27 protein-coding genes are annotated in these 22687 nt (G+C 50.2%); 24 read left to right on the top strand and 3 right to left on the bottom strand.

Annotated elements, in window-relative coordinates; genetic code table 11:
• The first annotated feature begins 1 nt into the window (after nucleotide 1).
• Nucleotides 2-769, top strand: coding sequence for a DeoR/GlpR family DNA-binding transcription regulator (locus ACHHZ7_RS06575; RefSeq protein ID WP_008786221.1), 768 nt, complete (start codon nucleotides 2-4; stop codon nucleotides 767-769).
• Nucleotides 770-799: 30 nt separating this feature from the next.
• On the opposite strand, the gene ACHHZ7_RS06570 is transcribed toward ACHHZ7_RS06575, so the two are convergent.
• The gene (locus tag ACHHZ7_RS06570) at nucleotides 800-1147 is read right to left on the bottom strand and encodes a YacC family pilotin-like protein (protein WP_032941691.1); all 348 of its coding nucleotides are present in this window, start codon (nucleotides 1145-1147) and stop codon (nucleotides 800-802) included.
• Nucleotides 1148-1300: 153 nt separating this feature from the next.
• On the opposite strand from ACHHZ7_RS06570, the gene cueO reads away from it, so the two are divergent.
• The gene (cueO, locus tag ACHHZ7_RS06565; protein ID WP_060682741.1) at nucleotides 1301-2917 is read left to right on the top strand and encodes a multicopper oxidase CueO; all 1617 of its coding nucleotides are present in this window, start codon (nucleotides 1301-1303) and stop codon (nucleotides 2915-2917) included.
• Between the two features lie 121 nt (nucleotides 2918-3038).
• Nucleotides 3039-3560, top strand: a complete 522-nt coding sequence (locus tag ACHHZ7_RS06560; protein ID WP_032942383.1) for a hypothetical protein — start codon at nucleotides 3039-3041, stop codon at nucleotides 3558-3560.
• A 34-nt stretch (nucleotides 3561-3594) separates the two neighbouring features.
• Here the strand turns inward: ACHHZ7_RS06560 and ACHHZ7_RS06555 are convergent, their stop codons facing one another.
• Entirely contained in the window at nucleotides 3595-5985 is a 2391-nt protein-coding gene (locus ACHHZ7_RS06555; RefSeq protein ID WP_060683754.1) for a glucose/quinate/shikimate family membrane-bound PQQ-dependent dehydrogenase, read from the bottom strand.
• A 391-nt stretch (nucleotides 5986-6376) separates the two neighbouring features.
• Here ACHHZ7_RS06555 and ACHHZ7_RS06550 point away from each other — a divergent pair, with 391 nt between their 5' ends.
• The 4 genes from ACHHZ7_RS06550 (at nucleotide 6377) to ACHHZ7_RS06535 (ending at nucleotide 9653) form a co-directional block, all read left to right on the top strand.
• Nucleotides 6377-7594, top strand: coding sequence for a tyrosine-type recombinase/integrase (locus ACHHZ7_RS06550; protein ID WP_395148825.1), 1218 nt, complete (start codon nucleotides 6377-6379; stop codon nucleotides 7592-7594).
• A complete protein-coding gene (locus tag ACHHZ7_RS06545) occupies nucleotides 7591-8439 on the top strand; it encodes a hypothetical protein (RefSeq protein ID WP_395148823.1) in 849 nt (282 codons plus the stop codon). The genes ACHHZ7_RS06550 and ACHHZ7_RS06545 overlap by 4 nt, the downstream gene beginning before the upstream one ends.
• A 211-nt stretch (nucleotides 8440-8650) precedes the next feature.
• Nucleotides 8651-8935, top strand: coding sequence for an AlpA family transcriptional regulator (locus ACHHZ7_RS06540; RefSeq protein WP_126287080.1), 285 nt, complete (start codon nucleotides 8651-8653; stop codon nucleotides 8933-8935).
• Nucleotides 8936-8978: 43 nt separating this feature from the next.
• Entirely contained in the window at nucleotides 8979-9653 is a 675-nt protein-coding gene (locus tag ACHHZ7_RS06535) for a phage antirepressor KilAC domain-containing protein (protein WP_395148821.1), read from the top strand.
• 123 nt (nucleotides 9654-9776) lie between these two features.
• Here ACHHZ7_RS06535 and ACHHZ7_RS06530 read toward each other — a convergent pair whose 3' ends face one another.
• On the bottom strand, nucleotides 9777-9956 hold the full coding sequence (locus ACHHZ7_RS06530; protein ID WP_191212520.1) for a hypothetical protein: 180 nt from the start codon (nucleotides 9954-9956) through the stop codon (nucleotides 9777-9779).
• 130 nt (nucleotides 9957-10086) lie between these two features.
• Between ACHHZ7_RS06530 and ACHHZ7_RS06525 the strand changes: the two genes are divergently transcribed.
• From ACHHZ7_RS06525 to ACHHZ7_RS06445, 17 genes are all read left to right on the top strand, one after another.
• Nucleotides 10087-10287: a host cell division inhibitor Icd-like protein gene (locus tag ACHHZ7_RS06525; protein WP_191212519.1), complete on the top strand. Its 201-nt coding sequence runs from the start codon at nucleotides 10087-10089 to the stop codon at nucleotides 10285-10287.
• The gene (locus ACHHZ7_RS06520; RefSeq protein ID WP_395148819.1) at nucleotides 10280-10468 is read left to right on the top strand and encodes a hypothetical protein; all 189 of its coding nucleotides are present in this window, start codon (nucleotides 10280-10282) and stop codon (nucleotides 10466-10468) included. Before ACHHZ7_RS06525 ends, ACHHZ7_RS06520 begins: the two co-directional genes overlap by 8 nt.
• A complete protein-coding gene (locus tag ACHHZ7_RS06515) occupies nucleotides 10461-10769 on the top strand; it encodes a hypothetical protein (protein ID WP_395148817.1) in 309 nt (102 codons plus the stop codon). Before ACHHZ7_RS06520 ends, ACHHZ7_RS06515 begins: the two co-directional genes overlap by 8 nt.
• A gap of 2 nt (nucleotides 10770-10771) precedes the next feature.
• Nucleotides 10772-11140: a hypothetical protein gene (locus ACHHZ7_RS06510; RefSeq protein ID WP_395148815.1), complete on the top strand. Its 369-nt coding sequence runs from the start codon at nucleotides 10772-10774 to the stop codon at nucleotides 11138-11140.
• The gene (locus ACHHZ7_RS06505; protein WP_395148813.1) at nucleotides 11137-11502 is read left to right on the top strand and encodes a hypothetical protein; all 366 of its coding nucleotides are present in this window, start codon (nucleotides 11137-11139) and stop codon (nucleotides 11500-11502) included. Before ACHHZ7_RS06510 ends, ACHHZ7_RS06505 begins: the two co-directional genes overlap by 4 nt.
• Nucleotides 11502-13181: a primase-helicase family protein gene (locus ACHHZ7_RS06500; RefSeq protein ID WP_395148811.1), complete on the top strand. Its 1680-nt coding sequence runs from the start codon at nucleotides 11502-11504 to the stop codon at nucleotides 13179-13181. The genes ACHHZ7_RS06505 and ACHHZ7_RS06500 overlap by 1 nt, the downstream gene beginning before the upstream one ends.
• 585 nt (nucleotides 13182-13766) lie before the next feature.
• Nucleotides 13767-13988, top strand: coding sequence for a hypothetical protein (locus ACHHZ7_RS06495; protein WP_191212513.1), 222 nt, complete (start codon nucleotides 13767-13769; stop codon nucleotides 13986-13988).
• A 212-nt stretch (nucleotides 13989-14200) separates the two neighbouring features.
• On the top strand, nucleotides 14201-15370 hold the full coding sequence (locus ACHHZ7_RS06490) for a phage major capsid protein (protein ID WP_395148809.1): 1170 nt from the start codon (nucleotides 14201-14203) through the stop codon (nucleotides 15368-15370).
• Nucleotides 15371-15418: 48 nt separating this feature from the next.
• Complete coding sequence (locus tag ACHHZ7_RS06485; RefSeq protein ID WP_395148807.1) at nucleotides 15419-15979, top strand: HK97 family phage prohead protease; 561 nt, start codon at nucleotides 15419-15421, stop codon at nucleotides 15977-15979.
• 1 nt (nucleotide 15980) lies between these two features.
• Nucleotides 15981-17210 (top strand): phage portal protein, encoded by a 1230-nt coding sequence (locus ACHHZ7_RS06480; protein WP_395148805.1) that lies wholly within the window; start codon nucleotides 15981-15983, stop codon nucleotides 17208-17210.
• Entirely contained in the window at nucleotides 17191-17493 is a 303-nt protein-coding gene (locus tag ACHHZ7_RS06475) for a head-tail connector protein (protein WP_279083469.1), read from the top strand. The genes ACHHZ7_RS06480 and ACHHZ7_RS06475 overlap by 20 nt, the downstream gene beginning before the upstream one ends.
• The gene (locus ACHHZ7_RS06470) at nucleotides 17493-17951 is read left to right on the top strand and encodes an HNH endonuclease (protein ID WP_395148803.1); all 459 of its coding nucleotides are present in this window, start codon (nucleotides 17493-17495) and stop codon (nucleotides 17949-17951) included. Before ACHHZ7_RS06475 ends, ACHHZ7_RS06470 begins: the two co-directional genes overlap by 1 nt.
• Before the next feature lie 106 nt (nucleotides 17952-18057).
• Nucleotides 18058-18414, top strand: coding sequence for a phage terminase small subunit P27 family (locus ACHHZ7_RS06465; protein WP_191212508.1), 357 nt, complete (start codon nucleotides 18058-18060; stop codon nucleotides 18412-18414).
• Nucleotides 18398-20059, top strand: a complete 1662-nt coding sequence (locus ACHHZ7_RS06460; protein ID WP_395148801.1) for a terminase large subunit — start codon at nucleotides 18398-18400, stop codon at nucleotides 20057-20059. Before ACHHZ7_RS06465 ends, ACHHZ7_RS06460 begins: the two co-directional genes overlap by 17 nt.
• Entirely contained in the window at nucleotides 20049-20240 is a 192-nt protein-coding gene (locus ACHHZ7_RS06455) for a hypothetical protein (RefSeq protein ID WP_279083420.1), read from the top strand. The genes ACHHZ7_RS06460 and ACHHZ7_RS06455 overlap by 11 nt, the downstream gene beginning before the upstream one ends.
• Nucleotides 20241-20251: 11 nt before the next feature.
• Nucleotides 20252-20536 (top strand): phage tail assembly protein, encoded by a 285-nt coding sequence (locus ACHHZ7_RS06450; protein ID WP_191212506.1) that lies wholly within the window; start codon nucleotides 20252-20254, stop codon nucleotides 20534-20536.
• A 123-nt stretch (nucleotides 20537-20659) separates the two neighbouring features.
• Entirely contained in the window at nucleotides 20660-22543 is a 1884-nt protein-coding gene (locus ACHHZ7_RS06445; RefSeq protein WP_395148799.1) for a phage tail tape measure protein, read from the top strand.
• The last annotated feature ends 144 nt before the right edge of the window (nucleotides 22544-22687 follow it).

Genomic DNA, 22687 nt, shown 5'->3' with positions numbered 1-22687 from the left:
TATGAAAGGGCAACACCGTCTGGATAAGATTGTGGCGTATTTGAAAAATCATACGCTGGTTACCGTGGAACAGTTGGTTGACGCGGTTGACGCCTCTCCAGCAACGATCAGGCGCGATCTCATCAAGCTGGATGAACAGGGTGTGATCAGCCGCAGCCACGGCGGTGTTGCGTTACGACGCTTTGAAGCTGCGCAGCCAACCACAAACGAAAAGCAACTGCGATCGCCTGCTGAGAAACGGGCGATTGCGCGTTTTGCCGCCTCAATGGTGCGTGCGGGTGATGCCGTGGTGCTTGATGCCGGTACCACAATGCTGGAGCTGGCAAAATGTCTGACGCATTTGCCGCTGCGAGTGATTACCGTTGATCTGCATATTGCCCTGTTTTTGTCAGAATTCCGTCAGATAGAGGTGACGATCGTCGGTGGACGCATCGATGACAGCAGCCAGTCCTGTATTGGTGAGTTTGGCCGGAAAATGTTGCGCAGCGTCTATCCTGATATTGCTTTTATGAGCTGTAACACCTGGAGTATGGAAAAGGGTGTAACCACGCCAACGGAAGACAAAGCGGGATTAAAGCAGGAAATTATTGCGAATGCCCAACGGAAGGTATTGCTGGCGGATAGCAGTAAGTACGGCGCACATTCGTTATTTAACGTCGCGCCGCTTAGTTGCTTTACCGATGTTGTTACCGATGTGAATCTACCGCCAAACGCGCAGACTGAATTAAAAGCGCAATCCGTTGCCCTGACGCTGGTACAGCCAGAGTAACGGCAATCTCAACCCTGATTGCGCCGGAGATTATTTAACGTAGGCCAGCAGGCTCAGAGAGTCACGCGCCAGCGCTTTGCATTTCTTTGCTGTTGGGATGCCGATACCGCTGAGATCGCGATAGCTGTCCTCACCCAGTGCCTTCATGTTGAAGGTGTCGTAATTGCTCAGGTCCCACTGGTTTTGCTGGGCAAAAAAGACCAGTGCGCGACGGATCTGCCCATTTGGCAAATTCTGGTATCCACAGTCATTTTTCAGAAAAACAAAAACTGCCGTTAAATCGGCCATATCTTCGGCTTCGGACTCGCTGAGCGCGTAGCTATTTGCGCATACGGCCATCAGGGTGCCGAACAAAACTGTTCTGAAAAACGTCTTCATTGCTTCTACCACTGCATCACGGAATTTAAACGTTAGCACACTGCGAGCGAAGCGACGACCTTTATTATTAGCCGTTTACTTGACCTTCCCGTAAGGGGAAGGCTTATGCTTAAAAGATAGCCTGCTTAAGCTGCTGAATATAAGGAAGTGATTATGCAACGTCGTGACTTTTTAAAGTACTCCGTGGCGCTGGGCGTCGCGTCAGCATTACCTCTGTGGAGCCGTAGCGTATTCGCCGCAGACCGTCCCGCATTACCCATTCCAGACCTGTTAACCGCCGATGCTTCTAATCGCATTCAGTTGATTGCACAAGCCGGGCAGTCGAGCTTTGCAGGTAAAACTGCTACCACATGGGGATATAACGGCAATTTACTCGGACCTGCGGTCAAGCTGAACAAAGGGCAGTCGGTGACCGTGGATATCCATAACCAGCTTGCCGAAGAGACGACGTTGCACTGGCACGGCCTGGAAATCCCCGGTGAAGTCGACGGTGGACCGCAAGGCATTATCCCGGCGGGCGGGAAACGTTCGGTGACCTTCACGCCGGATCAGTGGGCGGCAACCTGCTGGTTCCACCCGCATCAGCATGGAAAGACCGGTCGTCAGGTAGCGATGGGACTGGCCGGACTGGTGCTGATTGAAGATGAAGAGATTCGCAAGCTGCTGCTGCCTAAGCAGTGGGGCATTGATGATGTGCCGGTGATCATTCAAGACAAACAGTTCTCTGCTGATGGGCAGGTTGATTATAAACTGGACATCATGACCGCCGCCGTCGGCTGGTTTGGCGATACGCTGCTGACCAACGGGGCGATTTATCCTCAGCATGCCGCACCACGTGGCTGGTTGCGTCTACGCCTGTTGAATGGTTGTAACGCACGCTCACTGAACATTGCGGCCAGCGACAATCGTCCTTTGTACGTCATTGCCAGCGACGGCGGACTGTTGGCGGAACCGGTAAAAGTGACCGAGCTTCCTATGCTGATGGGCGAGCGCTTTGAAGTGCTGGTGGATGTGAGCGACGGCAAAGCTTTTGATCTGGTCACTCTGCCAGTCAGCCAGATGGGGATGGCGATTGCGCCATTCGATAAGCCGCACCCGGTGATGCGCGTTCAACCGTTGCTGATTACCGCTTCCGGCACGCTGCCAGATTCGCTGACATCCATGCCATCGCTGCCGTCACTGGAAGGGCTGACGGTGCGCAAGCTGCAGCTGTCGATGGATCCGATGCTCGATATGATGGGCATGCAAATGCTGATGAAGAAATACGGCGGTCAGGCCATGGCGGGTATGGATCATGGGAAGATGATGGGCCATATGAATAATGACAATATGGGCCACGGCAATATGAATCATGGCAATATGAACCACGGTAAGATGGGGAATATGCAGCATGGCGACATGGGCAACATGAAGCATGGATCATTCGACTTCCATAATGCCAACCGGATTAATGGCCAGGCATTTGATATGAATAAACCGATGTTTGCCGCGGCGAAAGGTCAGCACGAACGCTGGGTGATTTCCGGCCAGGGCGACATGATGCTGCATCCGTTCCACATTCACGGCACGCAGTTCCGTATTCTGTCTGAGAATGGCAAAGCACCTGCCGCACACCGCGCGGGATGGAAGGACACTGTGCGGGTAGAAGGCGGCGTGAGCGAGGTGTTAGTGAAGTTTGACCACGACGCGCCAAAAGAGCATGCCTATATGGCGCATTGCCATCTGTTAGAGCATGAAGATACCGGGATGATGCTCGGCTTCACCGTATAAACAGCGGCGGATAGCGGTGGCGCTATCCGCTAAATGTTTATTCCAAAAACGGATTATTACCCTATCGTCCAGTAGAAGCATGCATATACTGATGAGGTTAATCACTTATCACGAGGTATGCATGACCCTTTTGCGTAAAGTACTGACGGCATCTTTTATTATGCTTCTGGCGGTTTCGGCACAAGCTGCGATGAAGATGGAACGCCAACAGATTTCAAAACTGAATTTAAGCCTTGAAATTCCTCAGACGCTCACGCCGATGCCGGACGAAATGGCAAAAATCAAATACCCTTCTGAAAACCGTCCACAGGTGATTTACGGTGACGAACGCGGTAAAGCGTCTTTAGGTATTACCGCCGGGCGCAACGCATTGCCTGCCGCTCAGTTGGATATGGCAAAGGATGCGACGCTGAAGATGCTGACCAACTTCAATCCGCAGGCCGAACCTGTCACGGTTGATGGGCATAAAGCGTGGCTGATTACCTTCCGTTCTCAAGCGCCGGATACTGAAATTCTCAATATGCTGCTGATTACCTCGCAAAATGAGAAAGCGGTGCAGGTCTCCTTCAATATGACCAAAGATCTGGTGGCTCAGTATCAGGAAGCCGCAAAAGCGTCGCTACTGTCACTGAAGTTTGAATAAAAAAACGCCCGCTGAATCGCGGGCGTTAACCATTTTACTTCGCGTCGTCCGGCAACGCGTATGCCACGATATAATCGCCCATCTTCGTACCAAATGAGCCGTGGCCCCCAGCGGAAATCACCACATACTGCTTACCGTTCACTTCATAGGTCATCGGCGTTGCCTGACCACCGGCCGGCAGACGGCCCTGCCACAGTTTTTCACCGTTACTCATGTTGTACGCACGCAGATAGTTATCTGCAGTCGCGGCGATAAACAGCACGTTCCCCGCGGTTGAGATAGGTCCGCCCAGCATCGGCATCCCCATATTGAACGGCACCGGAACCGGCATTGGGAACGGCATGCTGTCCTGCGGTGTACCTATACGTTTTTTCCACACCACGTGATTGGTTTTCAGGTCCACCGCGGAGATATAACCCCATGCTGGCTGCTTACACGGTAGGCCAAATGGTGAAAGGAACGGATTAAGCGTTACGCCGAACGGTACGCCGTATTGCGGCTGAATACCGGACTCCGTGCCTGTACCTTTGGCGTCTTTTGGCGGTTCCATTGGGTTGCCGGGACCGCGTTGGATCAGCTTCGAAACAAACGGCAGCGCCATTGGGTTGGCAATGGCGACCTGACGGTTAGGATCAACAGAGATGCCGCCCCATTCGAACATGCCGAGATTACCCGGGAACACCAGTGTGCCCTGCTCTGAAGGTGGGGTAAAAATGCCCTCATAGCGCAACTGATGAAACATTACGCGGCACACCAACTGGTCAAACATGGTTGCGCCCCACATATCCGCGCCACTGAGATCTTTATGCGGACGGAAGCTGAGGTCGGAGAACGGCTGGGTTTTGCTGACATAATCACCTTTGGCTGCACCTTGCGGCACCGGTTTTTCCGGGGCTGGCACCACCAGTTCACCATTACGGCGGTCGAGCACAAAGATATTACCGGTTTTTGCCGGGGCGTAAATGACCGGAACTTTCTCTCCGTTGACGTTGATATCCGCCAGAGTTGGCTGCGCCGGTAAGTCCATATCCCACAGATCGTGGTGAACGGTCTGATAGCTCCAGGCCAATTTCCCGGTAGTGGCATTTAACGCCAGGATGGAGCTGGCATAACGTTCCTGCTCCGGTGTGCGGTTACCGCCCCAAATATCCGGCGTGGTGACACCCATGGGCAGATATACCAGATCCAGCTTCGCGTCGTAGGCCGCAGGCGCCCAGGAGTTCGGCGAGTTAAAGGTGAAGGTATGTTCATCTGAAGGAATGAAATTAGGATCTTTGGCGCCTGGGTCGAACGCCCACAGCAGCTTACCGGTATTCACATCGAAGCCACGGATAACGCCGGAGGTTTCGCGGGTGGAGAAGTTATCAGTCACCGATCCGGCAATCACAATGGTTTTATCAGTGATGATGGGCGGTGATGTCGGCTCATACAGACCCGGCGTGGTATCCGGCATATTGGTCTGCAGATTCAAAATGCCTTTATTGGCGAAGGTTTCACATGGCTTGCCGGTCTCGGCATTCAATGCAAACAGTCGTCCATCATTGACCGGCAAAAGGATACGGCGCGGACAGTCGGCCATCACCTCTGCTGAAGCCGTATCCGGTCTGGCTTCATGATAGGAAACGCCGCGACAAGTTACGTGCTGGAAGCTGGTATTGGTATTAAGTTGAGGATCGAAATGCCACTTCTCTTTACCGCTGGCTGCGTCCAGGGCAAAAAGTCGCTGGTGGGCGGTACACAGATAAAGGGTATCGCCTACTTTTATGGGCGTGACTTCATTGGTGATTTCACCGGGATCGTTGGGTTGTTTTAAATCCCCGGTACGAAATACCCAGGCTTCTTTCAACTGATGAACGTTGTCTGCGTTGATTTGTTTCAACGGAGAGTAGCGTTGACCTTCCTGATTGCGACCGTAAGCAGGCCAGTCTTCATCGGCAACCGGAGAGATAGCCTCGGCCACGGTGGCATCAGCACTCAACATTCCGTGAACCTCTTGTGGGTCGTTGAAGCCAGCCCAGGTCAGGATACCGCCGCTAATCAGCAGGGCCACCACCAGCCCCGCTACTGCGCCACTGGAAGGGATAATAAGGCGACGCCAGACGAAAGGCAGGATAAGCCAGATACCAAAGAAAACCAGGATGTCGCTACGCGGCGTCAGCGCCCAGAAATCAAATCCGACCTCCCATACGCCCCAAAGCATGGTGGCGAGAAGCAGGGCGGCATACAGCCAAAGGGCAGAGCGTTTACTGCGCCATAAAAGAAGCGCCACACCGAGCATGGCGAGGCCCGCGATCGGGTAATACCAAGAGCCGCCAATGGCGACGAGCCAACCTCCGCCAATCAGGAGATACAGTCCACAAAGTGCCGCGAATACGGCGCTCAGGGTCACGATAAGCCGTTGAGAACGTACGTTGTTATTTGCCATAAAAAATACCATCACATGTGTTATTTCTTTAATAGCAGTTAATTATAGGAGCTAAAACGCGTGACCATTGTCACATTATGAACTTTATCAACAGATGCCGCGTATGAATGCTTTTGCTGGTATACTGCGTGCCTTGCGCTTAGATGCTGGCTTATTTAAAGTAAGCATTAAGTGATTTGTTTTTAAATCATATGGTTAGATATATGAAACATACTGTTGAAGCAAAAAACTTCGTGTTTTTATGCTTTTTCGTGGTTTCGTGTTTTTTCTAATTTGATATTTATTATCAATAAGATACATTTGTTTTTGTTCGTGTGTTTATGTGCATTTTTTGACTGTAACAACGAACGGTGTATCAATCGGTGTATCAATCGCAACGGCCGGAGCAGGTATGGCGGGCACTAACAAGCTGAGTGATAAAAAGTTAAAAGCACTCCAGAGCGTCGAACGTGAGGCTCCAGCCATGTTTGCAGATGGTGAAGGGCTGAGCGTGAAAGCGTCGAAGCTGGGCCAGTTAAGCTGGGTTTTTTCTTATCGACTAGGTGGGCGCGGAAGTAAGCTTGAACGTCTCACGCTTGGCCGGTATCCGGATATGTCGCTAAAGCTCGCCAGAGAGAAGCGTGAGCAATGCCGTCAATGGCTTGCTGGTGGGCTTGATCCAAAAACCGAGATTGAACTGAGCACCGAAGAAACCCTTAAACCCGTAACAGTAAAAGACGCCCTCGAATACTGGCTGGTGAATTACGCCAGGCGAAAACGCAGTGACGAGGAACTTGTGAGGGCTCAGCTGCGTAAGCATATTTATCCACGCCTCGGCCGCTATCCTCTGACACGATGTGAAACCCGCCATTGGGTGGCCTGTTTTGATGAAATCAACCAGACAAAACCTATGACCGCTGGACGCATGTTCCAGATATCCAAACAGGCATTGCGTTTCTGTAAGGTGCGTCGCTACGCTTCTAGTGATGCACTGGCAATTCTCACTATTCAGGATGTTGGCCAGCCATCAGGGCAGCGCGACCGTGTGCTATCTGATAGCGAACTAGCTGATGTATGGAGATGCACATACAGTGAAGATCAGCAGCCATATTATTCACGGCTGCTTAAGCTGCTTGTATTGTTCGGTGCGCGAACAATGGAAGTCCGTCTCTCTCGTTGGACTGAGTGGGACTTCACCTCCTGGATATGGACGGTACCCAAAGAGCACAGCAAAACACGTGAGAAGATCGTACGGTCAATCCCTGAAGCTATACGGCCATGGTTAGAAGAGCTGAAGCGTGAAACAGGGAAAACAGGGCTACTGCTGGGTGAAGAGCGCACCCGACAGGCTGTCTCACTGAAAGGGCGCAGGCTATTTGGTGATTTTCATCATAAAGAACCGTGGACACTCCATGATTTACGCCGGACGTTCTCCACTGGGTTAAACAACATGGGGATAGCGCCGCACATTGTTGAGCTTTTATTGGGGCATGCTTTGCCTGGGGTCATGGCTATCTATAACCGAAGTCTTTATTTGCCAGAAAAACTGGATGCTCTTAATAAATGGTTTGAGCGGCTTGAATCTTTAATTTCAAATGAAAATATTTACCTATTTAAGGTTAAAAGATGAAGAAAATTCCTGATTACGTTCCTCAGTTAATTACCGAAATTTACTTCAGTGGCCTTGTATCTGATTCTAAAACGCCCACCCCTACTGAAACGCCTGAGGAGCTTGAGGCTCAGGGACTTAAGTTAGACATAAAGAGTTGGCGAGAAGGACTGTCTCAGAAAGAGTGTCTCGAAAAATTGATGTATGACAAAAGAATGGAAAAGGTCTGGTCTCCACTTTCACGCCATTTTAAAAAATTCACGCCGCAGACAATGCTCTTTTTAGAATTCTTCAATGAATTGTCTGAAGCATCAAAAGGTCCTGGCGATTGGGACTCTTTAACTCAAAAAGAAAAAGAGTTAAAAGTTTCAAAAATATCTAAACTTGCTAAGGAATTATATTTTGAGCTGACGAATACACCTCTTGATAAAAATGTCACTCACTATATGAGATATAGTGGTTATTTTGACAGGTTTATTTCTGAACTTAAAGAAGAAAGAAAATTACTGGCAAAAAATGAGTTAAGCAAATTTTTTGAGCTCAAAGGGCAATTTTATCAGGATAGTGAACAAAATGAGGTGTCAAGCTTTTGGACGCGATATGGTGTTCCTCCCGTAGAAATGTCATCAGCATTACAGGATTTATTCAGAGAATCAGCAAACTATAAGCCAGTTTCAATTATTAAAAGAAAAAATGATGTAATGTCTGTTTACATGGTAAGAAAAGTTTCTGCATTCTTCTTAAAGTATTTTGATTCGCCACTTTATAATATTACAGCTGCAATAAGTAGTGTCATGCTGAATGAAGAAATTACATTAGAGGAAGTTCGTTCGCGCATTCAACAATCACCGATTGATAATAGATGAAGTTTGCATTGGGGTAAAATCAAAGTGAGTACAATGTTTTACCCCAATGGTGTTTTTACCCACCATTTTCATTCTTTTCCATCAATGGGGTACAAATGTGTTTTTTATCGTTTTTTACGACAATTATATGTTTTAGATAATTAACGCAAAATCCAAATAACGCCAGAACAGACAGGAAAGCATCCTTCTGAATGCGTTAATTGGAGGAAGCATGTTAACTACTATTTTCAACCCACCAACCGCTGAACAGCGTCGCCAAATCCTTGAGGATTATGGTTTTAAATATGATCGTCGTATCCGCGAAGCGGAATGCTTTGAGATCACCAGCCTTTCCCGTTCCACTCGCTGGAACATGGAAAATGAGAGTAAGTTTCCTACCCGCTGCCATTTTGGGCGTAACAGCTGCGCATGGCTCCTTTCTGACGTTCTTTGGTGGGTTCGTAACCCGCCAGCAGTTGAGAACGTAAACAACCCCTACAATCGCAAATCTGCATGAGGTGCCTATGAATCTGTTAACTCAAGGCACACCCTCGCTAAAAATGACAAGCAGAGAAATTGCCGATCTTACCGGGAAAGAGCATAAAAACGTTACCGTTGATATCCGGCGCATGCTTGATGAGCTGGGGGAAGATGCGCTGAAATTTCAGCGTATCTATCGGGATAGCATGAACCGCCAGCAGACTGAATATTTACTCGACCGAGAACACACTGAGTGCCTAATTACAGGATACAGCGCCATTCTGCGTATTCGCGTAATTAAGCGTCTTCGTGAGTTGGAGAGTAAGTGCGCTTTGCCTGCTGATTATCCTCAGGCACTTCGGCATGCCGCTGATTTAGCAGAAACGACTCTTCGGTTACAGAACCAGCTCGCCGATGCGGCCCCCAAAATCGATTTTGCTGATCGCGTTGCCGATATTAAAAAAGGCATATCCATACCGAATTACGCCAAAGCCGTGGGGCTTGGTCCCATCAAACTATTCGAGTGGATGCGTGAGCAGGAAATACTGATTAGCGGCGGTCAGCGACATAACTTACCAATGCAGCGTTATATCGAGCGTGGCTATTTTGCCGTTCGCCAGAGCACATACGATGCCCACGGAGAAACCCGAGCGTCATTCACGACGATGCTGAGCGGTAAAGGTGAGCAGTGGTTAACGAAGAAACTGATCGTGGGTGGTGTATTGCCGGAGGTGTCGAATGCTGGCGCTAAATAAAACAAAGGCAGCTTTGCAGAGCTGCCCATGTTCCGACCAAAAACTAAAGCTGAACCAGAATACCAGGCTTATTGAAGGTGGTCAAAGCTTCACCCGGCACAATTTTGCGCCAGCTGATTTCATTCAGGTTTTTGGCTCTATGCCACGCTGCTGTAGTTCCTTGCGGATTATGCGTTTGATCCATGCAGCTAACGACTCGTCACCATCTTGCTGCTGTGCCGTCTCCATTAATTCGCGTAGTTCAGGGTCCAGCCTGAACTGGAATGGTGGGTTACCACGTCTTTCATTTTTGTGTGTTGACACGTCAATTACACCCGATGTATTGTGTTTGTGTGTGATGACACATTACATACATGACACGCAAAAAGCAACGCCCCGGGGTGCGGGAACACTACCGAGGCGTCTGACCAAACCGTTAATAGGAGTAACAGTTATGGCTGATCAACAGCATACCCAAACTCACCCCAAATTTACATGGCGTTTTCTGGCCCTGAATCGTCACGACATAAAAGCCAAACCATGCCGCCTGTCTGTTGAGGCCGCTACCGAACGTGAAGCTCGCCGTATTCTGGCACCTCATTTCATCCTTTCGCTGGCGGCGCGAGTCCCGGTGCTGGAGGTTCTGCATGCGTGAAATGTCGAATGAGAAAGCGAACTCTATCGCCTGCGAATTGGCTACTTTGCTGATGGTGGTTGAAGAGTGTGATGTCCATCCTGTTGAACGCGAAAACCTCATCAGCTTGGCAAGAAGAATATCTGACGAACTGGCAGCCAACATGCTGGAGCAGAGCTCTAAAGGGGGCAAAAATGCGTGATCTCTACCATCACCTTGTTAAGAGCTCCCATGACTTTAAGGACCTATCAAATGAGGATTTAGTCGAGTCTAGTGATATTTATGCTGCTGGGGCATTTGCTATTAACAGCGCTCTGACTTTGATCGGAAATCTTGCTCTGGATGCTACAGCCGCCGAAGACTATGCCGATGACGATGCCCGTCGGGACCTGATCCTAGTCAGCCATGTATTGCGACATCTCCCACGAATGGCTCTGGCACTTAGCCAGAGTGCGGAAGCTGCTGACTACGTGCGCACCAAGCGTAACAAAGCCGGAGGTTAATCATGATCAGCAATGTGAGGTTTAACGAGCTGGAAAAACGCATGGATCTGCTGGTGGAAAAGGTCATTAGGCTTGAATCCCAAATTCATGCACTCACCGACAGCCAGGGCGGGGAGATTCCACCTGGTATGACACCAGTAGCAACATTAGCAGCAGAATTCGGCATATCGACGAAAAAGGCAGAGGAACTGGCGAAGAACACCGGCGTAATGCTGGTCAAGATGAAGTCTGGCGGTTTCATCGCACCTGACGAGAAATTCAGGGAGGCGGCGCGACTGGTTCTGCGTAGCGCCAAGCGTAAATACGGATCGGCATACTGGTTTCATCCGTTGTTAGGCAAGTTCCAGATGAGCGGAGGTATCCCACAATGACCGGTATTTTTGACGTGCTGGGGGCTTTGTTCACCAAGCTGACAGATGCCTGTATTGCCCACCAAATAGCAGAAACCGGTTCGGCAACACTGCTGGTGGAGAGCGATAAGTATATGGCCCGCTATCGTTTCACTCTGGAGCCAGTGGCCACTTATAACGTGCTGGCCAAATTCATGGTCTTCGGCTGCGCTGAGGAATTTGGCCGTGAAGAGGGTTTAACTCGCCTGCGCAATATTCTTTTGACCTGCTTTACTGACGATGGCGACCTGAGTGATTTGGGGTTGGAGATAGTTAAAAGCTGTCATCTTGAATACTTACATGAAGAACTGGCGACAGACGTGTCAGACAAGGTGGTGCACTGATGAAACCAGCACTGGTACCAGTTGAGAGCCTATCTGACGCGCTGTTCACGTGCTCTTACCTCTGGGCGCATGGTAAGCAGTATGCACGTAGCGATCTGGATAAAGCCCTGCAGGCGCACAAGGACCCTTCAACGCGCTACGGACGATTGGTTCTCCGTCTGCGTGAAGTGTTTGAAACACCGTATGAAACGTTATGCGATGCTGGATATCTCGATACCGATTCTAAACGCATGATTGCGGCGCGCCGTAAACTGCTGATCGATGAGATTGGAGAAGAAGAGGTGGGGGCATGGTTGTGCGATACCCGGCGTATTCACAAAATCTTCCCACCAAATAAAAAGGCTATTAGTTCCCTCTTATCAGGAGACAAGCTTACTGCATCAATCGACGAACTGGGGGATGGCACCCGGATTAACGAAGAGGATCGCCATCAACTGGTGGGATTGAATGAAACCTACACGCACGTTCTGGCTTTTGGTGATCATCATGTCGTTAGCATGAAGGCCAACCCAGTGACAGGGGAGACGCATGCCTTTCAGACGCTCAACTCATTCAGGAACAACTTTCTGGATGCTGGCCGTGTTGCTGGCCGCCGTCTTGGTGGTGCCTGGCTTGAATGGCCTGGGCATGCGAAAAAACTCAACGGTGTTGGGTTCTACCCTAACCCTGAGCGTTGCCCTGATGGAGTTTATAACCTGTTCACCGGCCTGGCTGTACTGCCAGAAGAGGGTGATGTTAATCCTTATTTGGACCATCTGAGGCTGGTTATTTGCGCAAGTGACGATGAATCATTCCGTTATCTGGTGGGCTGGTTGGCCCATATGGTGCAAAAACCCGATGAGAAACCGTCTGTAGCGGTGGTGATGAAGTCCATTGAGGGAACAGGTAAAGGCTCAATGGTTCGCCCATTGCTGGAGATTCTTGGCATGTATGGGATTCAGGTTAACGGCCCCGGTCAGATCGCTGGTCGATTTAATGGCACGATAGCCAACAAGCTATTCGTGTTTATTGATGAAGCAGAACTGACTGATGCCAGGTGTGCAGATCGCCTGAAGGCGCTTATCAGCGAGCCAACCATTAACCTGGAGCGCAAAGGCAAAGATCCAGAGCCTATGCCTAACTATGCGCGGTTTGTATTTGCCAGTAACCATGACCGCGTTATCAGGGCAGGGCTGCGTGAGAGACGCTATTTGGTGCTGGAGCCTGATGGAAGCCGCGCACAGGACAAAGGGTACTTCGACAAGCTGCATAATTGGGTCAACGAAGGGGGAGCCGCAAAGTTACTGGCGTACCTGCTCAGTATCGACCTCAGTCAGTTCGATCCGCGCAGACCTCCGGTGACCGCTGCGTTGATAGAAGAGAAGCTATCGAGCCTTCCACCAGCTTACCAATACCTCTATGGCGAACTGTGGAGTGGAAAGCCTTTCAATGGGCAGGAACGTATTTTTGCCAGTGAGCTGGTGGATAAGTTCATGCTCTGGTGTGAGTCAAACGGAGAGAGTTACAAACCGGCAGCTGCACGCTCAGCCCTAGGGAAAGTAATGTCACATCTTGGGTTTGAGGTCTCTGGTCGCTCTGGGCGCGGAGAGGGAAAGTTTTACGAAGTTCCGGATATCGATGTGATGAAGAATAACTTTGCCGCAGTCCTTGGGGAAAAGAGCGAAAGAGTATTTACATAACACATGCGGGGTTTTACCTGTACCACCTGTACCACACCGCCTAAAAGCCGCATACAGCAAGGCCTTAAGAGTGGTACAGGTTTTTTTTAGACCTATACCAGACCTATACCACCTATACCAAATGCCGTTATGAATGGTACAGGTGGTACAGGTCATATTTAGCTATACCAGCAGTGCTATACCATCCAGAAGCCGCGCCACAACTGGTTTTTGTGGCTAGTGGTACAGGTGGTACAGCAAAACGCCCTGATTAGCTTATTGCGTCTCGATAGTGGCATTCACCGGCATAGTGTTCGCCTCTTCTTGTAGACACGTTCAGATTTCAAATTCGACCATTAGTTGAATAGTTCGCAGAACCGTCACTAGTTAACATCTGATGAATAAATCAGCAGAAATGATCTCACACCTTACGCACTATACAGTGCTACTCCCAAAGCCGCGCCATTGCTGGCTATGGGGTGTATACACTACCAGTGCATAAATTAGTGAGGTTGTATAAAAAGTTAACCTTTTTGGGGCTGCAAGCCGCGTCAGGTATGGATTGTCTTTGTATACACCCCCCCTGAAAATAGGAGTCTAATTTTTATGTCTATTGGAAAAAACGAAGTACTGGATGTAGACCCGCATCAGCTCGAAACAATGCATATTGAGCATTACCGGGAGCTGCTCGAAGGGGACAATTTATTATGGTTCGACCCGGCAGGGTTCCTCGTTTTTGGTGATGGGATTCGTATTGCTGCCAACCAGAGCCAACTGGATGAGCTTATTGATTATCTCAATAGCCAGCGTAGCAATATGTCGCGGTAGCTTATCTTTTGTAAATTACCTGTTCTCCTGTTTTTACTACTGTTTTGCTATAAAAACAGGCGTTTACTTGATTTATTTCATGTATATCTTGAAGGGTGACACTCCGGCGGGAGCCGTCACAGGCAGCTTACTCTATTACGCGGGGGTAAGCTGCCACCCTTCTCGAACGATCTGGTTTCCCGTCCGATTATTAATCAATGATGGAAACCAGCATGAAGAAATTACTCGAACTTCGCCAGCAAAAGACCACCTTCAAAAACCAGATGCGTTCGCTTCTGGATAAAGCCGAAACTGAAAAGCGCAGCCTGAACGACGAAGAGGGCAAGCAGTTTGACGAACTCCGCGCCCAGGCCGAAAGCCTTGATGTAGAAATTGCCCGCCTTGAAGCCGTAGCCGACGATGAACGTAGTCTGCAGGGTAAAAAACCTGAAGTTGCGACCATCTCCAACGACGAGCTGCGCCACTACATCACCACTGGCGATACTCGTGCACTTTCCACGACTACGAACGCCGACGGCGGCTATACCGTTATCCCTGAGCTGGATCGCGAAATCATGCGCCAGCTTAAAGATGATTCGGTCATGCGTTCGATTGCCACAGTAAGGACCACCAAAACCAATAAATACCAGAAGTTGGTTTCTGCTGGTGGTGCAAAGATTGCTCGGGGGACTGAAGGGACTGATCGTACTACCACTGATACGCCAACGCTGAATGAAGTTGAGATTGTCCTCAACCCGATTTACGCCTATCCAAAAACCACCCAGGAGATTCTCGACTTCTCTGAAGTGGATATCCTCGGCTGGCTGACTTCTGAAGTCACCGATACCTTCGCTGAGACCGAAGAAGATGATTTTGTTAACGGCGACGGTACCAAAAAATCCAAAGGTTTCCTGGCATACACCCGCGAAGCCACCTCTGATAAGACTCGTGCATTCGGCAAACTGGAAAAGATGGTTACAGCCGCTGCGACCATTGCAGCCGATGAACTGATCGACCTGCTGTTCAAGCTGAAAGCGAAGTACCGCAAAAACGCCGTGTGGGTGATGAACTCACAGACAGCTGCTGCGCTGCAGAAACTGAAAAACAGCAATGGCGATTACATCTGGCGTGATCGCCTGGTGGCCGGTTCTCCTGACATGCTGCTGGGTCAGCCAGTTCAGTACCTTGAAACCATGCCTGATATCGGCGTGGGTAAAGCACCGCTGGCAGTGGGTGACTTCAAGCGCGGTTATTACATTGTCGATCACACCACTGGTGTTCGTACCCGTCCAGACAACATTACGGAACCAGGGTTCTACAAGGTTCACACCGATAAATATCTGGGTGGTGGCGTTGTTGATTCCAATGCGATCAAAGTCCTGGAAATGAAACCGGCACCGTGATTCGAACTTTAGGGGCCTCGGCCCCTTTTGCCTCAGTGGAGTCTGGCAATGAAAAGTATTGATTTTGAAATCCGAACCTCTGAGCTGAGCGCCAGCGACAGAAAGCTGGTGGGCTATGCGGTGCGCTGGAATAGCTTGTCAGAAGTGATCTGGGATGAATTCCGCGAACAGTTCTCTCCAGGGGCGTTTAAAGACAGCCTGGCATCCGGTAGTGATGTGCGTGCGCTGTATGAACATAACTATACCCAGCTATTGGGGCGCACAAAATCAGGGACGCTCGTGCTGGCAGAAGATGATATCGGTCTGCGCTTTGAGCTAACCCCACCGAATACCCAGCTCGGTAATGATGTACTGGCGCTGGTGGAACGTGGTGATCTTTCTGGTATGAGTTTTGGGTTCCGTGCCTTGAAAGAATCATGGGACATCACGCCTGAGCCATATATTCGTACCGTCACCGCCGCTGAGTTGCGCGAAATAACAGTTACTTCCATGCCTGCATATCCTGAGTCTGGTGTGGAAATTGCGCATCGTTCTCTGTTCTCACAACATCCTCAGCTGCGCGGCGGCGTTGATAATCGCAGTCGTTGGGCTGTGCTGGCGGGGCTTTGATATGTGGAATCTTTGGCCTTTTAGCCGCAAGCCTGAACAACGAAGCATGACCATTGATGAGTTTTTGGCGATGGCAGGGATTCCAAATACCGGCTCGGGAGAATATGTCTCGACGGGTACTGCGGAGTCCCTGCCGGCGGTGATGAATGCCGTTGCTGTTATCAGTGAAGCCGTGGCAACCATGCCGTGCTTTCTCTACCTGGTCAGGAATGACAAAGGGCGTGAGGCCCGGGAATGGTTGAGCGCCCACCCTGTGGATCTGCTCCTCAATGAACACCCCAATGATTACCAGACGGCCTATCAGTTTAAGCGCACGATGATGCGTCATTGCCTGCTCAATGGGAATGCTTATGCGGTGATCGATTGGGGTAAAGACGGCCAGCCGAAAGCGTTGCATCCATACGCCCCAGGCTCTGTTGTGCCTGAGCGAATTGGCGACAAGCGCTATAAGTACACGATTACCGAACCATACTCAGGAGCCGTGAAAACCTACCTTCAGGAAGAAATTCTTCATCTGCGATATGCAACTGACGACGGCTTCCTGGGGCGTTCTCCTGTCACCATTTGCCGCGAAACATTGGGTCTCGGGCTGGCCCAGCAACGTCATGGCGCCAGCACCATGAAAGATGGAATGCTGGCTAGCGGTGTCCTGACCACGGGTGAGTACCTTGATGGGCCCAAGGGTGAAAAGGTCAAAAAGGTCTTGGAACGTTATCAGGGTGCCAGAAATGCCGGGAAGGTTCCGATCCTTGAAGGTGGAATGGACTACAAGCAACTGGGAATGAGTAATCAGGATGCCGAATGGCTGGCATCGCGTCGGTTCTCCATTGAAGACATCGCTCGCATGTTCAACGTCTCGCCTATCTTCCTGCAGGATTACAGCAACAGCTCGTACAGCAACTTTAGCGAAGCGAGCCGAGCGTTCCTCACTATGACTATGCGCCCATGGCTGGCGAACTTTGAACAGCAAATCAAATCATCACTCCTTTTCACTTCGGCAATCCCTGGTGTTCGCTATCAGGTCGAATTTGACTCTGCTGATCTGCTGCGTGCAAACCCAACGGAACGCTTTGGCACTTATGAGAAAGGCATCAAATCTGGCGTTATGTGCCCCAACGAGGCTCGCGAGCGTGAAGGTATGCCACCACGTGAAGGCGGCGATGAATACAGCCAGGCATGGAAACAAACGGTAGAAGTGAAGGGGGGAAATGATGGCAGCAGCTCAGATTAGCCTTGAAGAAGCGAAAGCGCACCTGAGGCTGGATAACGATTTTGATTACGAAGATGAGCTGCTTACCGGGCTCATTGCTGCAGCACTGGAGGTTTGCCAGACCCATATCGGCAGGCGGTTCGGTGACTCTCTCGATTTCACGCCAGCAATCAGGGTGGGATGTCTGATGTATATGGCGTTTCTGTACGAGAACCGTGACATGGTGTCAGAAGTAGAGAAGAGTGAAGTACCTCTCGCAACCAGCGCCCTCTGGAGTATCTATCGTGATCCGGGGGTTTATTAATGCCGTTTGCCCCTCTTCGTTACTGTACCGTTCCTGGCTGTAAGGCGCGGGTTAAATCAGGACGCTGTGCTGAGCATCGCAGCCAGGCCAGAGCTGAGCACGACTCACGACGTGTCACGCGCACTGAGCGCGGCTATACCAACCGCTGGCAGCGATATCGACTGCGGTATTTGAAAGCTAACCCTCTATGTAAATCCTGCCAGAAATCAGGGCAGTTCACTCCAGCCGTCATTGTTGATCACATCATTCCAATTGATGGTGAGGCTGATGTGCTGTTCTGGCCTGAGTGGAATCACCAGCCGCTATGTCATGCCTGCCATAACCGTAAGACCGTGCAGGATGATCCGTTAACCAAATCTAATCGAGCGGCTGGCTACTACCTGGCCGAAGAACGCAGAGCTGCATATGCGAGAGACTGGCAGTTCCATCAGGGCAAGACAGGGGTGAAGGGTGACTGAGCGCATGGGGTGGGGGGAGTTTTCAAAACAAACGGCAAAGCAGCCGGGACCGAGCGCCCCCTCAAATTTTTTCGCACGGCATTTTTTCTGAAAATAAGGACGAACGATGGCAAGACCTCCGAAACCGCCAGCTTACCTGGATGAACTAGCCAGCCAGCAATGGAAGGCAAAAGCGAAGCAATTGGCAGAACGTGGTGATTTGACCCCGGCAGATTGGATCAATCTTGAACTTTACTGCGCCAATTATTCGATTTATCGGAAGGCGGTTGAGGACGTGGCCAGCCGTGGCTTCAGCATTACAAACAGCCAAGGCAGCGAGAGCCGAAATCCCGCTCTGAGTGCAAAGGCCGATGCGGAAAAAATCATGATTAAGATGTCCTCGCTGCTGGGCTTTGACCCTGTAAGCCGCCGCCGTAACCCGGTAGAAACTGATGAGGATGATGAAATTGACCGCATGGCATGAGTACGCAGTTGCCATAAAAGATGGGGAAATTGCTGCCTGTAAGCGCATTAAACAGGCGGTAATCAGGTACTTTTCCGACCTCGAAGACCCTCGTTACGTGTTTGATAACGCCGTTGTTGAGCGTTTTATTGCGTTCTCCCGCGTCTGCCCTCATGTGAAAGGGCCTCTACGCGGCCAGCCTATTGTGCTTGAGCCATGGCAACAATTCGCTTTTGCCTGCTTATTGGGATTCCGGGTCAGAGCTAACGGGTTGAGGAAATACCGTAGCGCCTACATCCAGGTTCCACGCAAAAATGCCAAATCAACGGTAGCGGCCATACTCGCTAACTGGTTCCTGGTGATGGAAGAAGGACAACAGGATATTTACACCGCGGCTGTGAGTCGCGATCAGGCCCGTATCGTGTTTGATGATGCCCGCCAAATGAGCCTGCTGTCGAAACCATTACGCAAAAGACTGGCAATTCAGCAGCATAAAATGGTTTACCCGAAATCAAATAGCCTGCTTAAGCCCCTGGCGGCTAAAGCGGCCACTATCGAGGGAACAAACCCCAGCTTGGCTATTGTCGATGAATATCACCTGCACCCGGATAACAGTGTTTACTCTGCGCTGGAACTGGGGATGGGGGCTCGCCCCGAGCCTTTTCTGTTTGCCATCACGACCGCAGGCAGCAGCATCGTGTCAGCATGTAAGCAGCATTATGATTATTGCTGCCAGATTCTTGACGGTGATGAGGTCAATGACTCGCTGTTTGCACTGATTTACGAGCTGGATGATGAGAAAGAAATCGACCAGCCAGAGCTATGGGTGAAGGCTAACCCCAATCTGGATGTATCGGTAAACCGTGATGCGCTGAGTGACACCATCCAGAAAGCACGTGGAATACCCTCCCAGTGGGTGGAGATGCTTACCAAGCGTTTCAATATCTGGTGTCAGGGAGCAACGCCCTGGCTTGGTCGCGGGATGTGGGATGCCTGTCAGGTGGACTATCAGGATGCTGAACTGACCGGCGCCCGTTGCTACATAGGTCTGGATCTTTCCTCAACCAGCGACATTTCCAGCGTCAGCTACATATTCCCACTGGGCAGGGAGCTTAAAATTGTCACCCGACACTATCTTCCTGAATTGCAACTGGCGAACCCAGCAAATAAAAACCGTCAACTTTACCGAGGCTGGCAAAAGGCTGGTTGGCTCCGTACTACGCCTGGTGATTGCATAGATTACGATCGCATCCGGGATGACATTCTCGCAGATGCTGAAGAATTCGATGTCGTGCAGGTCGGATTCGATACATGGAATGCCACACATTTACGCACTCAGTTAATGGGGGCCGGGTTTGATGTTGTACCTTTCCCACAGACCTTCCAGAAATTTAGCCCAGTAGCCAAGGCCGCTGAGGTATTCGTTAACCGCAAGGTTATCCAGCACAACGGCGATCCTATATTGGCCTGGGCAATCAGCAACGTCGTAATGGAAACCGATGCTGCAGCCAACATCAAACCGAATAAAAAGAAATCAGCAAACAAGATCGACCCTGCCGTTGCTTTTCTGATGGCACTCGGTACGTGTCTCAATGAAAACGAAGAGTTCGCTTACTCCGTAAGTGAAGAACATCAATCCTGGTTGGAGAATTTCAATGGTATCTAAACGCATTTCCACCCCGCATTTCAACGCGGCCACGCTCGGTAATGGCATCAACATCCCAGCATCTATGCGTAACGTTATGCCCCGTATTAGTGAGCTGTGCGGCGGCGTTAATGTACGCCAACTCTGCCCTGATTCGCGGATCGCCGCGGGTCTGATCACTTCTTCAAAATTAGCAAAATAAGGAACCATTTAATGAAAGAAATCATTCTCAGCAAACCGATTACCGCTCATGGCGAAGAAGTTCGTGTACTGGAACTACGTGAGCCTACTTACGATGAGATCGAATCTCTGGGCATCCCGTTTAGTTACACCGCCAGTGGCGAAATGAATTTAAACACGGCATCTGCGCTGAAATATATCCCGGTTCTGGCCGGTATTCCCCGTTCCTCAGCAAAACAGATGACTCCGGGGGATGTATTTAGTGTGGGTATGGCCGTGATTGGTTTTTTTACGGGGTCGGGGAACCAAGAGGACTAAGAGAGCGACTCTACAATGTTGCACATTTCTGGCGGGTTAACCCGCTGGATTTGAAACATCAGCCCCTCAGCCAGTTTCTGGAGCTGGAACAGGAGGCGGTCAGAATCGGTGAGGAGATGAATCGTGGCAGATAATTTTCAGCTAAAAGCCATTATCTCGGGGGTAGATAAGTTGACCCCTGAACTTAAAAAGATGCAGAAAAACATCAAAAAGTTCAGGGAACAAACCGGGGATATAGCCGTTAAGGCACTGGCAATGGGAACGGCATTGACGACGGCCTTTGCTCTCCCGATCAATAAAGCGATGGCCTTTGAGTCAACGATGGCCGATATTCGAAAGGTGGTGGATTTCGATAACGCCAAACAGTTTTCTGAAATGGGCGAAGCTGTCCTTAAACTCTCAACACAGCTACCAATGGCTGCTGAAGGCATCGGACAGATCGTCGCAGCTGGTGGGCAGGCTGGTATTGCCCGTAAAGAGTTGATTGGATTTGCCAGTGATGCAGTGAAAATGGGGATTGCATTCGACCAGACAGCAGAAGAGTCGGGGCAGATGATGGCTACCTGGCGCACTGCTTTCAAAATGACGCAGGGTGAGGTTGTCACGCTTGCGGATAAGATTAACTTCCTGGGGAACACAGGCCCAGCTAATGCGAAGAAAATCTCTGACGTTGTTACCCGCGTTGGCAGTATCGGTAAAACCGCAGGCCTAAACAGTGGTGAAGTCGCCGCTTTAGGTGCAACTATCACTGGCGTTGGCGTTCAGTCCGAGGTTGCCTCTACTGGTATTAAAAACCTGACCAAAGCACTCACCGCTGGTAAGGCGATGACGAAAGACCAGATCGCCGGTTTTCAAATGCTTGGCTTCAATAATACCCAACTTGCCAAGGATATGCAGAAGGATGCCAAGGGCACCATTGTCAAAGTATTAGACTCGATCAGCAAGATATCGAAAGACAGGCATCAGGCTGCAACACTAAAACTTTTTGGTTCTGAATCCGCAGAAGCAATCGTTCCTTTGCTGACAAACCTTGATTTATTGAGAACGAATTTTGGGCGTGTGAGTGATGCGCAGCAATACGCCGGTTCAATGCAAAAAGAGTACGCATCCAGGGCGGCAACCACCCAGAACGCCGTGCAGCTTCTACGCAACCAGTTTGATGCAGCGAGCGTCACCATTGGCTCGGTGTTTTTACCCTACATTACTCAACTCACGAAGAAGGTGCAGCCGGTACTGGAGCAATTCAGGCAATATGTCAAAAATAACCCTGATGTAGTGAAAAACACCTTTAAGCTTGGCGTAGCTCTACTCAGCGTTGGCGCAGCGTTCGGCACAGCTTCACGAGCGGCTAAAATTCTGGAAGGTGTGATGAAGATGTCAACCCTCGGAAGAGTGGTATCTCTTCTCACCTTGGGCGCCACATTGGCTATCAGTAACTGGGACAAAGTTGGGCCGGTTGTGAAGTCTGTCTGGCGGGAGCTGGATAAAGTGGCTCAGTCTATGGGCGGCTGGGAGGCGACAATCACGTCAATTTCAACGGTGATGGCCGGAATGTTCATGGTCAAGACCGTTGGTTCTCTTCGTTCTGCGCTGGGTACTGCACAGTCCCTGTCAGGTATTTTGGGGCGTATCTCTTCATTGGGTGCAATGACTGTCACTATCGGTATTGCGTTATCCATGTTCAAGCAGCTGGAAGACCTGGAAAAGCAATCAACGCAGGCAGGAAAAAGCAAAGGGCAGTTCCTTGTAGATAAAATGCAGTCTAATGAGCATGAGCGGGGCTATAAGGGGTTTATTCCTCGGCTGCGTGAATTGTTGGGGATCGGCGATTCCATCCCTCAGGGGCGATACTCCCCGTCTGTATCTTTAAATCGAGGACAACCGGCAGAGCTGAAGGTGAGCTTTGAAGGTGCGCCCCAAGGAATGAAGGTCACGCCTGCCGCGACGGCAACTCCGTGGTTAAGCTACGATGTGGGGTACACTTCCATTGGCCGTCCTCGTGGGTAATCGTTATGAATAACGAAGAGATCGAGAATGTGCTAACTGAAATGGCCCGCTTATCTGGACATGTGTTGAACGCACAGGAACGATTAATAGTACGTACAAAAGTAGCTTCAGTGCAGGCTGCTAAAGCGAGGTACAGGCAAAGAA

The sequence above is a fragment of the Citrobacter freundii complex sp. 2024EL-00216 genome (genome assembly GCF_043945515.1).
GTDB lineage: Bacteria > Pseudomonadota > Gammaproteobacteria > Enterobacterales > Enterobacteriaceae > Citrobacter > Citrobacter portucalensis.
The sequence above is the reverse complement of the archived record's forward strand: the minus strand, read 5'-3'. Positions and strand labels throughout refer to the sequence as shown.